8 protein-coding genes and 1 riboswitch are annotated in these 12440 nt (G+C 67.1%); of the genes, 5 read left to right on the top strand and 3 right to left on the bottom strand.

Annotated elements, in window-relative coordinates; genetic code table 11:
- From ACP690_RS08765 to ACP690_RS08785, 5 genes are all read left to right on the top strand, one after another.
- The coding region (locus ACP690_RS08765; protein WP_426260306.1) for an SDR family oxidoreductase at positions 1-351 on the top strand (351 nt) is incomplete at its 5' end.
- On the top strand, positions 348-1358 hold the full coding sequence (locus tag ACP690_RS08770; protein WP_426260843.1) for a sugar kinase: 1011 nt from the start codon (positions 348-350) through the stop codon (positions 1356-1358). The genes ACP690_RS08765 and ACP690_RS08770, both read left to right, overlap by 4 nt.
- Positions 1345-2904, top strand: a complete 1560-nt coding sequence (locus ACP690_RS08775) for a carboxylesterase/lipase family protein (RefSeq protein ID WP_426260844.1) — start codon at positions 1345-1347, stop codon at positions 2902-2904. Before ACP690_RS08770 ends, ACP690_RS08775 begins: the two co-directional genes overlap by 14 nt.
- Before the next feature lie 243 nt (positions 2905-3147).
- On the top strand, positions 3148-6183 hold the full coding sequence (locus ACP690_RS08780; protein ID WP_426260845.1) for a TonB-dependent receptor: 3036 nt from the start codon (positions 3148-3150) through the stop codon (positions 6181-6183).
- Positions 6184-6294: 111 nt separating this feature from the next.
- Positions 6295-7224, top strand: a complete 930-nt coding sequence (locus ACP690_RS08785; protein ID WP_426260957.1) for an alpha/beta hydrolase — start codon at positions 6295-6297, stop codon at positions 7222-7224.
- 28 nt (positions 7225-7252) lie between these two features.
- On the opposite strand, the gene ACP690_RS08790 is transcribed toward ACP690_RS08785, so the two are convergent.
- The 3 genes from ACP690_RS08790 to ACP690_RS08800 form a co-directional block, all read right to left on the bottom strand.
- Positions 7253-8281, bottom strand: coding sequence for a methionine synthase (locus tag ACP690_RS08790; RefSeq protein ID WP_426260846.1), 1029 nt, complete (start codon positions 8279-8281; stop codon positions 7253-7255).
- A gap of 28 nt (positions 8282-8309) precedes the next feature.
- Positions 8310-9296 carry a putative oxygenase MesX gene (locus ACP690_RS08795; protein WP_017979811.1) on the bottom strand — a complete coding sequence of 329 codons (987 nt, stop codon included), beginning with the start codon at positions 9294-9296 and terminating at the stop codon, positions 8310-8312.
- A 124-nt stretch (positions 9297-9420) separates the two neighbouring features.
- A riboswitch (cobalamin riboswitch) is annotated at positions 9421-9644 on the bottom strand.
- A gap of 147 nt (positions 9645-9791) precedes the next feature.
- Positions 9792-12353 (bottom strand): TonB-dependent receptor, encoded by a 2562-nt coding sequence (locus tag ACP690_RS08800; protein ID WP_426260847.1) that lies wholly within the window; start codon positions 12351-12353, stop codon positions 9792-9794.
- Between the last annotated feature and the right edge of the window lie 87 nt (positions 12354-12440).

The raw sequence follows: 12440 nt of genomic DNA on the forward strand, positions 1-12440 counted from the left end.
GGGCGGATCATCAACATCGCCTCGATGCTGACCTTCCAGGGCGGCATCCGCGTGCCGAGCTATACCGCGTCGAAGTCGGGGATCGGCGGCCTCACCAAGCTGCTCGCCAACGAATGGGCGAAGCATGGGCTGAGCGTGAACGCGATCGCACCGGGCTATATCGCGACCAACAACACCGCCGCGCTGCAAGCCGACGAAGCGCGCAACGCCGCGATCCTCGATCGCATCCCGGCGGGCCGCTGGGGCGATGCCGCCGACCTCGGCGGCGCGGCGGTGTTCCTCGCCTCCGATGCGGCGGCGTACGTCCAGGGCCATATCCTCGCCGTCGATGGCGGGTGGCTGGCGCGATGAGCCGGCTGCTCGCCTTCGGGGAGATCATGCTGCGCCTGTCGCCACCGGGGCGCGAGCTGTTGATGCAGACGCCGCGGCTCGACGTCTGGGTCGCGGGGGCGGAGGCCAATGTCGCGACCCAGCTCGCGCGGCTGGGACACGACGTGCGGTTCGCCAGCCGGGTGCCGGACAATGATCTGGGCCGCGCCGCGATCGCCACCCTGCGCGGGCATGGCGTCGATACGTCCGGCATCGCGTGCGGCGGCGACCGGATGGGGCTGTATTTCGTCACGTCGGGCGCGGGTCTGCGGGCGACCGAAGTGCTGTACGACCGCGCCGGCTCTGCCTTTGCCGAGGCGTCGGCGGCGGATTGGGACTGGGACAGGCTGCTCGCCGGTGTCACCCGGTTGCATCTGTCGGGCATCACCCCTGCGCTCGGCCCGGTCCCGGCGCAGAGCGCGCTTGCCGCGGTCGAGGCGGCGTCGGCACGCGGCATCGCGATTTCGTTCGACGGCAATTGGCGCGGCAAATTGTGGGCGCGCTGGGACGGCGATCCGCGCGCGATCCTGTCGGGCATCGTCGCGCACGCCGACCTGATGTTCGGCAACCATCGCGACATCGCGCTGCTGCTGGGCCGGGACGATTTTGCGGGTGAGGGCGAAGATCGTCGCCGCGCCGCGAGCGAGGCGGCCTTTGCCGCCTTCCCGCGCCTGCAGACGATCGCATCGACCGCGCGCGAGGTCGAGCATGTCGACCTGCATCACCTGTCGGCGCGCATCGACACGCGCGACGACACGGCGCAGACCGAGACGGTGGTGCTTGCCGGCATCGTCGACCGGATCGGCGGCGGCGACGCCTTTGCCGCCGGCGTGCTGCACGCGCTGGAGACGGGCGCGGGGATCGCTGACGCCGCGCGCACGGGACTGGCACTGGCCGCGCTCAAACACTCGCTGCCCGGGGACGCCGCGCTGTTCCGCCAGGCCGATCTCGACGCCTATCTGGCCGGCGGGCTCGATGTCCGGCGCTGAGGGCTGGACGCGGCGCGCGGCGATCGGCGGGGGCGCCGCTCTGCTCGCGAGCGCGGCGGCCGGGGCCGCGCCGCCGGGCGCGGTTCGCACGCGCGTAGGCAATTTCATCGGCACGCGCGACGGCGGGGTGCGTGCCTTTCGCGGCATCCGCTACGGCACCGCGCCGCGGTTTCGCGCCCCGATCGCCTTCGCGGCGCCGGGCCGGACCGTCGCGGCGGATGCCTTCGGCCCAGTCTGTCCGCAGCGCGGCCCCTATGGCCCGCAGGACGAAGACTGCCTGTTTCTCAACATCTGGACCGCAGAGGCCGATCCCCGAGCGCGCAAGCCGGTGATGCTCTACATCCACGGCGGGGCCTATTCGAACGGCAGCGTCACCGATCCGCTCAACGACGGGCAGGCGCTGGCGGCGCGCGGCGATGTGGTGGTCGTGACCGTCAACCACCGCCTCAACGCGCTGGGCTATCTCTACCTCGCGCGGTTCGACCCGCGCTTTGCCGATAGCGGGAATGCCGGGCAGCTCGACCTGATCCTGGCGCTGCAATGGGTGCGCGACAATATCGCCGCCTTCGGGGGCGATCCGGGGCGGGTGATGGTCTTCGGCCAGTCGGGTGGCGGCGCGAAGATCGCGACGCTGATGGGCATGCCCGCCGCACGCGGTCTGTTCCACCGCGCCGCGACGATGAGCGGACAGCAGGTGACCGCATCGGGGCCGCTGCATGCGACCGAGCGCGCCCGCGCCTATCTGGCCGCGCTGCGCGTGCCCGAGCGCGACCTGTCGGCGGTGCTGGCGGTGCCGACGCAGCGCCTGGTGGAGGCGCTCGACACGCGCGATCCGATCCTGGGCGGCGGGCTCTATTTCGGGCCGGTGCTCGACATGCACTGGCTTACCCGCCACCCGTTCTGGCCCGACGCCAATCCGATCGGCAACGTCATCCCGATGATGCTCGGCAACGTCCATGACGAAACGCGCGGCTTCCTGTCGCCCGATTCGCCAACGGTACGCGGGCTGAGCTGGGACAATCTCGCCGACCGGATGGCGCCCGAGCTGAAGATCGACATCCTGCCCGAATGGGTCGTCGCGCAATATCGTGCGCATTTTCCGACCTGGTCGCCGACGCAGGTCTTCTACGATGCGACGACCGCGGGGCGCAGCTGGCGCGGGCAGGTGATCGAGGCCGAGGCGCGGGCGGCGGCGGGGGTGCCGGGGTTCGTCTACCAGGTCGATTTCACCTCGCGGACCGATCCGCGTCGGGGTGCTTTCCATACGATGGATATCCCGCTGGTGTTCGGCACGTTGGGGGCGACCGGATCGCAGACGGGGCTGGCCGCCGACGCCCGTGCGGCGAGTGCGGCGATGCAGGAGCGCTTCGTCACCTTCGCGCGGACCGGCACGCCCAATCGCGCCGGCCTGGCGCCTTGGCCGGCCTATGACCTGGGTCGCCGCGCGACGATGATCTTCGATGCCGAATCGCGCGTCGAGAACGATCCCCGCCGCTGGCAGCGCGAGCTGTTCGCGCGCGTGCCCTACATCCAGCCCGGCACCTGAGGCGACCGCGCCACATCGGCGCAAGACTAACAGGCATCAGCCAAAAAGGCTGTTGACACCGGTTACCACAGGACGCACACACGACATGGATCAGCAGGCGAAGACCTGCGATGTCCGGGGAGGATCGACACGGCGCGCGGAAAATCCGCGGCAAAAGGCCCTCCTCATCATGAATTCGGTTCCGGTCGCACCGTTCGTGTCCGTAACCGGTGTCAGTGCGGTTTCGCCGCAGGGGAGAGCAAGATGGCGAACGGTGTTGCGATACGGAAGACGGTGCGCGCAGGGCAGCTGCGCGGGATTTCGGCGGGCGCGCTGATTCTGGCGCTGGCGATGCCGGGCGCCGCGCTGGCGCAGGCGGCGCAGATCCCGGCCACCGCGTCGCCGGGAACGCCGACCCACACCGATCCGTCCCCCGCCCAGACCGCCGTCGTGCCGACGACGACGGAAGCGACACCGCAGGCCGCGGACGGCGCGGCGGTGACCGCACCGCAGCAGGATGGCGATGCGACCGCGCCCGATATCGTCGTGACCGGTTTCCGCCGCAGCCTCGACGCCGCGCTCAACGTGAAGCGCCAGTCGGTCGCCGCGGTCGATGCGATCGTCGCCGAAGACATCGCGAAGTTCCCCGACCAGAACCTTGCCGAATCGCTGCAGCGCATCCCCGGCATCTCGATCCAGCGCGATGCGGGCGAAGGCCGGGCGATCACCGTTCGCGGCCTCGGTGCGCAGTTCACCCGCGTGCGCGTCAACGGCATGGAGACCGTCGCAACCTCGACCGACGGTGCCAACGCCAACCGCGACCGCGCCTTCGACTTCAACGTCTTCGCCTCGGAGCTGTTTAACTCGATCGTCGTCCACAAGACCGCCGAGGCGAGCCTCGACGAAGGTTCGCTCGGTGCGGTCGTCGACCTCAACACCGGTAACCCGCTGGGCGGCAAGACGGGCTTCACCGGCGTGCTGTCGGCGCAGGCGAGCTACAACGATCTAAGCAAGAACACGCGGCCGCGCCTTGCCGGGCTGCTGTCGTACAAATCGCCCGACGGCACGTTCGGCGCGTCGGTATCGGCGGCGTATCAGAAGACCGACAATCTCGAACTCGGCAACAACACGGTGCGCTGGGCGCAGGCGCGGTTCGATTCGGTCAACGGCACGCCGTGCTTCTACAACAGCAACACCGGCACGACTCCGGTCGCCAATGCGGGGGGCTTCTACCGCTCCAGCGCAGCGTGCGACCAGGCGGCGCTCGCCTTCCACCCGCGCATCCCGCGCTATGGCGAAGTATTCCACGGTCGCGAGCGTCTGGGGGTGACCGGCAGCATTCAATGGGCGCCGTCGGAGGCAACCAAGGTCTCGATCGATGGCCTTTATTCGCGCTTTAAGGAAACGCGCGAGGAGAAATGGGCGGAGGTGCTGCTGCGCTCTAACGAGCGTTCGATCGACCTCATCAATCCCGTGTACGATTCGAAGAACAACCTCGTCTCCGGCACGCTCAACGACGCGTGGGTGCGGACCGAGCACTACAAGCGTCAATCGGAAACGGAATTCTACCAGCTCGGCGGCAGCTGGGATCAGGACGTGACGGACACGTTCCGCTTCACGGTGCTTGGCGGCTTCTCGAAGTCGACCGCCGACATTCCGGTGGAAACCACCGTCGTGTTCGACGATCGCGACGCGCAGGGCTACAAGTTCGATTACACCAACAGCCGCACGCCGCTGCTCAGCTTCGGCACGAGCGTCACCGATCCGGCGAACTTCCAGCTCGCCGAAATCCGCGATCGCCCGTCCACCGTCACCAATAAGTTCCGCACCGCGCAGCTGCGGACCGAATGGGACGTCGCCGAAGGCTATACGCTGAAGCTCGGCGGCATGTACCGTCGTTTCGATTTCGACAGCGTCTCGTTCCAGCGCGACACGGCGATCTGCGGCAATGGCGGAACGGACCTGGTGCTGGGCACCATCACCTGTTCGCCGACCAGCGCGTTCGGTCCCAACGCCGTCTACGGCTATCAGGTTACGCCCGCACTCAGCGAGCTGTTCACGCTCGGCAATGCGGGCCAGCCGTCGGGCACGACGACGCAATGGCTGGTTCCCAACCTCGATGCCGCCACCGCCTACACCAAGCTCTACAGCCGTACGCCGACGCTGGTCGTCGGTGACAACCGCAGCGTGACCGAAGAGGTGAGCGGGGGCTATTTTCAGGTCGATGCGAAGGGCGAACTCGCCGGCCTCCGCTACGCGCTCAACGCGGGCATGCGCTACGCGCACACCGCCCAGGGATCGACGGGCATCAACTCGGGTGCGGTCGTGACGGTGAAGCGCGACTATGACGACTGGCTGCCGGCGGTGAACCTCGCGCTGTTCCCGACCGAGAAGCTGATCCTGCGCGCCTCCGCCGCCAAGGTGATGACGCGCCCGACGCTCGGCAACCTGACGCCCGGCGGTTCGGCGGACGGCTTCAACTATCGCGTGTCGTTCGGCAATCCGCAGCTCAATCCGTTCCGTGCCGCCGCCTACGACCTCGCAGCGGAGTGGTATTTCGCGCCGCAGTCGATCCTGTCGGTGGCGCTGTTTAAGAAAAACGTCGAAAGCTTCCCGGTCTCGCAGTCGATCACCAACGCGACCTTCACCTCGACCGGCCTGCCAACCTCGGTGCTCGCGGCGTCTTCGCCCGCGGCGCTCAACCCGGCGCAGCAAGCACAGCCGATCTGGACGATCACCACCACGGTGAACGGCACGGGCGCCTCGCTGAAGGGCGCGGAGATCGCGCTGCAGGCGACGTTCAAGTTCCTGCCGGGCTTCCTCAAGAATTTCGGCGTGCTCGCCAACGCGACCTTCGTCGATTCAAGCGCGAACTATCTGGTACAGGGTCCGGCGGTGTCGGCCTGCGTGCCGGGAGCCACGCCGGCGGCGGCCTGCTCGTTCGGGCCGCTCGTCAGCTCGACGCGCAACGCGACCTTGTTCGGTCTGTCAAAGCGGCAGTATAACGGCACGCTCTACTATGAGGATGCCAAGTTCTCGGCACGCGGGTCGATCAGCTATCGTGGGCCGTATATCGATGCCAACAGCGGCACCGGCAACATCTTCGAAGGCTATAATTCGACAATCAACGTCGATGCCTCGGTCCGCTACAAGCTTACTCCGAACGTCGAACTTTCGCTCGAGGGCACCAACCTGACCGACGAGTATCGCGATCGCTACACCGACCTCGATGCCAACCGGAACTATGAGTACAATCACTTCGGTCGAACGGTGCTGATCGGGGCGCGCTTCAAGATGTGAATGCGCGGGTGCGTCGGTCATGACGGCCGGCGCACGCCTTTTTTGGAGGATAGGCGGGTGGCTGGCATCGATCGTCGTCAGGCATTGCTCGGAACGCTTGCGGCGGCTGGCATGGCGGCATCGACGCGCGCGCGCAGCCCCGCGGCGGGGGCGGTCCCCGCCGATCCGTCCGAAACCATCCTGCTATGGCCGGGCGGCGCCCCCGGTATGCCCGCGACGCCGCCCAAAGAGGTGATCGACGAGCGCAGCACGGATCCGACGCTTCGCGACCGCGCGATGTACGGCATCACCCGGCCGCGGCTCGTCGTCTTCCGGCCCCGGGTGCCGAATGGCAGCGCGGTGCTGGTGATGCCCGGCGGCGGCTATCGCTGGGTCGTCGTAGACAAGGAAGGCTATGAGATCGGCCGCTGGCTCGCGGATCGAGGCTATACGGTCTTCGTCCTGTTCTATCGCCTGCCGGGCGAGGGGTGGGCGGCAGGCCCAGATGTCGCGCTGTCCGACGCGCAGCGCGCGATGCGCCTGATCCGCGCGCGGGCCGATACCTATGGCATCCGCCCGGATCGCGTCGCGGCGATGGGCTTTTCGGCGGGGGGCCACGTGTGCGGCGACCTGGCGACGCGCTTCGCCCGGTCGACCTATGCGCCGGTCGATGCGGCCGACCGGCTGTCCGCACGGCCCGACCTCGCCGCGCTCCTCTATGCCGTCCAGTCGATGACGCCGCCGCTGGCGCATGCGGGGTCGCGGACGCACCTGCTCGGGCCCGATCCCTCGCCCGCACTGGAGGCGGCGCACAGTCCGGCCGCGAACGTCCGTCGCGATACGCCGCCCTGTTTCCTGGTCCATGCCGAAGACGACGACGCGGTGGCCGTCGACAACACGCTGGCGATGCGCGCGGCGCTGAAGGCGGCGGGCGTCTCCGTGGAAACGCATTTGTTTGCGAAAGGCGGCCACGGCTTCGGCCTGCGCCGCGCGGCCGGAAAGCCGGCGGCGGCGTGGCCGGAGCTGTTCCGGCAATGGGCGATGTCGCAGGGACTGGGCTGACGGACGCCGTCAGCCCGGTGCCGGACGATCAGGCCGACACTTCCGCGCGGACGATCGCGGCGCCTGCCGCCAGCGCGTGCAGCTTGCCCTGGGCGACACTGCGCGCGAGGGGGGCCATGCCGCAATTCGTGGCGGGGTAGAGCTTGTCCGCATCGACGAAGCGCAGCGCGTTGCGCAGCGTGTCTGCGACCTCTTCGGGCGTTTCCACGCGATCCGTCGCGACGTCGATCGCGCCGACCATCACCGTCTTGCCGCGGATGAGCTCGATCAGGTCCATGGGCACGCGCGAATTCTGGCATTCCAATGAGACGATATCGATCGTCGAGGCCTGCAGATTGGGGAAGGTCTGCTCATATTGCCGCCATTCGGACCCGAGCGTCTTCTTCCAATCGGTGTTCGCCTTGATGCCGTAGCCATAGCAGATGTGGACGGCGGTTTTCGCCTTCAGCCCCTGTGCGGCGCGTTCCAGCGTGGCGATGCCCCAATCATTCGCTTCGTCGAAGAAGACGTTGAACGCAGGTTCGTCGAACTGGATGATATCGACGCCGACCGCTTCCAGCTCGCGGGCTTCCTCGTTGAGGATGCACGCGAATTCCCAGGCCAGCTTCTCGCGGCTGCGATAATGTGCGTCGTAGAGCGTATCGATCATCGTCATCGGCCCGGGCAGCGTCCATTTGATCGGCTGGCGGGTCTGAGCGCGCAGGAAGCGGGCATCGTCGACGAAGACCGGCGCGGGGCGCGACACCGCACCGACGACGGTCGGAACGCTGGCGTCGTAGCGGTTGCGGATGCGTACCGTCTCGCGCTGTTCGAAATCGACGCCGTCCAGATGTTCGATATAGGTGGTGACGAAATGCTGGCGCGTCTGCTCGCCGTCGCCGACGATGTCGATCCCCGCCTGTCGCTGGTCGTCGACCGCAAGGCGCAGCGCGTCCTGCTTGCCCGTGGTCAGGTCGTCGCCCTCCAGTCGCCACGGCGACCAGAGCGTTTCGGGTTGGGCGAGCCAGGCGGGTTTGGGCAGGCTGCCCGCGGTGGTCGTCGGCAGAAGTGTCGTCATGATCAGGATACCTTCGCGTTCGGGGCGATCACAGGCCGCAGGTTGCGGACCAGCGCTGCAGCGCGGGGCCATGCGGTTTGATGAGATGGGCTTCGGCAAATCGGCCCTGCTCGACGGCGAGGCGGCTGCGCTCTTCGCGATCGTAGACGATGCGGGTCAGCGAATAATCCTGCTCGTCCAGGCTGGGCTGATAGCGGGCCGCGGCCGCCGAATTGGCGTTGTAGATTTCGGGGCGATAGATTTTCTGGAAGGTCTCCATCACGCTGATCGTGCTGGCGAGTTCGAGGTTGGTGTAGCCGTCGACCAGATCGCCGATATGGTAGAAGGCGAGCGGCGCGACGCTGTGCGGCGGCATGAAGTAGCGCGCCGTCATCCCCATCTTCGCAAAGTACAGATCGGTGGGCGAACGCGTGTCGGCCGCATATTCCACCCCCAGGATGGGGTGGACGTTGGTCGTCCGGTGATAGACCTGCTTGCTGGACACGCTGAGGCAGATGACCGGCGGCTTGTCGAATTGCTCGCGATAGGCGTCCGACGACAGGAAATGCTTGAAGAGATTGCCGTGCAGGTCGCCGAACTGAGCGGGCGCACCGGTGTTGCCCGACTGGCGCAGGTGATCGGGCAGCACGACGCTGAAGTCGTAATCGCGGATGTAGGACGAGAAATTGTTGCCGACCATGCCGGCGATGCACGCGCCGCTGCGCGTGTCGGTGACGCGCGTGTGCAGGATTTCGATCAGCGGAAACGCCTCATCCTGCGCATCGGGGCCGATGCGCAGCGCGGCCGACACGATATCCAGCGCCACGGTGTAGCGGTCACCCGTCGGATTGTCCCAGTGCATCAGCGAATTGAAGCGCCGGTCGATCATCACCAGCGTGTTGCGCAGATTGTCCCGGCGGCTCTCCCCGCGTGCCAGGTTGGCGAAATTGGTGGTGATGCGCGTGGTGTCGGCGGGGCGATAGTCCTCGTCGAACGGGATGCTGCTTATGGTGAACGTAAAGCCGCTATTCGTCATGACTCACCTGCTGTTGACGAACAGGGGCATGGAAGAGCGCGCAAGGCGTGAGCGAGGCCCGGATGGCGTGCGCCGTGGACCGTCCGCGTCAAGCGCGATCCACCGGAGGAACCCCCGTCCGAGGAACGTTATGGCGTCGGAGGCAGGTCTCCTGGCTCACGGGTCAACGCGGTGGTTCCGGCCTTCCCGGGCGCGGGTGCAGCGCCCAGTGACACGAAATGGAACCGCCGCTCGCCGCTTACAGTTGCGGGGGCAGCGCCGGATTTTGCCCGCAGGGGGCATCACCGGCTTCCCGTCTTAGCCCCATCGCCATGCCTGGGATGAGGAACCTCGACCCGCGTCTTAGGCAGGATCGCGCGGCATTTGTCAAGCGCGATATAAAGATATCTTTATATCGTTATGTCAGGTTGGTGGGACATGCAGCCCATAGAAAGGCAGCGCCGATGGGTGCATCGGCGCTGCTGAGGACGGCGTGTTTGTGGCTGGGGGGGCGCCTCAATAGGCGGCCGACAGCGTCAGGAACCACTGGCGCGGCGGGATCGGGAAGCCCGAGTAATTGTTCGTCGCCGATCCGACGCCGAGGGTCGAAATGCCCTTCTTGTCGAACAGGTTGGTGACGTTGAGCGCCAGCTCCGCCTTGCGCAGCGGGATAACGCCCTCCGGCACCCGCGCCGCGACACGCAGCGAGGTGAGGAAGTAGGAGGGCACCTTCGCATCGTTGCTGAACGTCGCGTAGCGCGCGCCGACATAATCGCCGATAACTTGCACCTCGATCGGGTCGAGCGAGAGGGTCGCGACCGACTTGTTCATCCATTTGGGGATGCCGGGCAGCTGCTTGCCGCAGGTCGGCACGATGCCGCCGCTGACCAGATAGCCGCCGATGCAGGTGTCCGTCGCCGCGCCGATGCCGCTGGCGGTCGAGGTATAGTCGCGCTTGTACTTCGACAGATTGTACGACGCGGCATTGTACAGCGACAGGACGCGGCCGAAGCGCAGCGTGAAGGCGGCGTCGACGCCATCGGTCTTTACGTTGCCGACGTTGACCAGGATCGAGGTGCCGCCGGTGATCGCACCGCCGGCGATGCCGCCCGGATTGGTCGAGATCGCCAGCAGCCGGTCCTGGAAGTCGACGTGATAGTAATTGACCTGCGCGCTGAAGCCGATGCCGCCGAAGCTGCGGTTGCTGCGCAGGCCGGCTTCATAGGTCCAGCTGCTTTCCGGCCGGCCGCTCTGCGCGAAGGCGTCGAACGCCGCCTGGCTGCCCGTGAACCACGGGCCGCCGCCGCCCGCCAGATAGGCCTGGTATTGCCGCAGGTTCTTCTGCGCGTTGGCATAGAGCTGTTCGTGGCCGTTGACGTCATAGGTCGCGCCGACCGCGGGCAGGAACCAGCGCAGCGTATTGATCCGCCCCTGCGGCAGGTTGCCGGTCAAGCCGGACAGCGAGCCGACCACCGGCTGCACCGGGAAGCGGCCGGTCGCCCATTGCGCGCTCGTCTTGAAGCCCGCCTGGATCAGCAGACGGTCGAACGCCTGCCAGCTGTCCTGCAGGTGCAGCTGCAGCTGTTCGATCTTCGCATCGCCCTGATATTGCGTGAACAGCGGCTGCGCGACCGAGAGCGGGCGGATGTAGGGCGTGCTGTTGCCCGGCGTGTTGACGTCGACGCCATACCAACGACGCCACTGCGTCGTGCTATTGTGTTCGAACCAGCCGCCCAATTCGACCTTGTGTGCGCCGAGATCGAGGTCGAGCGCGGAGATGACGCCCCAGCGATCGATGCGATATTCGGTGGTGCGGGTGATCAGGCCCGACCCGCCCGTCGCGGCGACCAGCGCGGCCCCGGCCGCCGCCGCCTGCGCATCGGTGCGCGCGGTGCAGGTCGCCGGGAGGATACCGTTGGTATTGGCGGTGAAGCGGCAGTTGCTGGGCAAGGTCGCATACGCCGGATCGAGATAGGCCTGCGCGGTCGTGATCGACTGGCCAAGCGGTCCCGCGACGACACCGACGCCGTCATTGTGATGGTAATAGGCCGTGTTGGTCAGCGTGATGCTCTTGGCGAGGCGTGCCTCGTACCGGCCGTAGGCGAGGTAATCGGTGCGCTGCGCATCCGAGTAATAATTGCGGTAATTGCCGCCTTCCGCCGCGGGCGAGTTGCCGAGCGCGCTGAGGTAATTGGTGCGATAGCCGTTGAAGTCCGGGTAGAAGAACGGCTTCGTGTACGGCGTGTAGAGCTGCGTCGCGCTGGCGGTTTTGCCGGCCGAGGGCTTGAAGAAGACCGTCGAATCCTCGTTCGGCTGCGTCATGTCGTTATAGTCGAAGTACAGCGTCAGCTTGCCGAGGCTGTCATCGTGAACGAACTTGGCGTTCGCCTGCCAGCCGCCCTGAATGCCGTTGAAGTCCCAGGCGCGGGCCCGCTGGCGGACGCCCGACACATAGGCGCTGTTGGTGCCGCCGCCGAAGGTGCCGGTGTCGATCCGCACGAAGGTGCGCGACGTGTCGTAGCTGCCGACGGTCTGCGCGGCCTGAATGCCGAGCGTCGGCAGCGGGCTGGACGAATAGGTTTCGACCGTGCCGCCCAAATTGCTGTTCGACGCGGTGGCCAGATCGCCCGCGCCGGTCGCGACGACGACGCGGCCGACGTTTTCCGAAATCACCGCGCGCTGCGGCGACAGGCCGTTGTAATTGCCGTAGCTCTGATCGCCGAGCGGGATGCCGTCCATCGTATAGCCGAGCTGGTTGCCGGCAAAGCCATGGATGAAGATCTGGGCGTTCTGTTCGTTGTTCCCCCACGGGTCGGCGGTGACGTACAGCACGCCGGGCAGCGTCTGGATTGCTTTGAGCGGGCTGACGCCGGGCAGGATCTTCTGCATTTCGGTGCCGGGCAGCTCCACCGCGGTACGCGTGCGGCCACCGGTGACGACGATGGCGGCGGGCTCCCCGGCGGCATCCGCCGTGTCGTCCGCAGGGGCGGGGGCTGTCTGCGCCTGCTGCGCACGGACGGCGACGGGACTGACGGATGCGACGGCTACGGCCAGTAGCGACACGGACGGACGGATCATGTTCGGCTTTTCCCCCACGACCGCAAAGACGTATGCGGCTGAGCGGCGCGGTAGAGCGCTTTCGCGGCAGTTTTGCTGCACCGCGAC

This window comes from Sphingomonas sp. DC4900 (assembly GCF_049896485.1).
In the GTDB taxonomy this organism is placed as follows: Bacteria; Pseudomonadota; Alphaproteobacteria; order Sphingomonadales; family Sphingomonadaceae; genus Sphingomonas; species Sphingomonas aquatilis.

Bases quoted from the DNA above. Each gene is read 5' to 3' on its own strand.
- ACP690_RS08785 (WP_426260957.1), top strand. From the start codon at position 6,295: ATGGCGGCATCGACGCGCGCGCGCAGCCCCGCGGCGGGGGCGGTCCCC.
- ACP690_RS08780 (WP_426260845.1), top strand. From the start codon at position 3,148: ATGGCGAACGGTGTTGCGATACGGAAGACGGTGCGCGCAGGGCAGCTG.
- ACP690_RS08775 (WP_426260844.1), top strand. From the start codon at position 1,345: ATGTCCGGCGCTGAGGGCTGGACGCGGCGCGCGGCGATCGGCGGGGGC.
- ACP690_RS08795 (WP_017979811.1), bottom strand. From the start codon at position 9,296: ATGACGAATAGCGGCTTTACGTTCACCATAAGCAGCATCCCGTTCGAC.
- ACP690_RS08770 (WP_426260843.1), top strand. From the start codon at position 348: ATGAGCCGGCTGCTCGCCTTCGGGGAGATCATGCTGCGCCTGTCGCCA.
- ACP690_RS08800 (WP_426260847.1), bottom strand. From the start codon at position 12,353: ATGATCCGTCCGTCCGTGTCGCTACTGGCCGTAGCCGTCGCATCCGTC.
- ACP690_RS08790 (WP_426260846.1), bottom strand. From the start codon at position 8,281: ATGACGACACTTCTGCCGACGACCACCGCGGGCAGCCTGCCCAAACCC.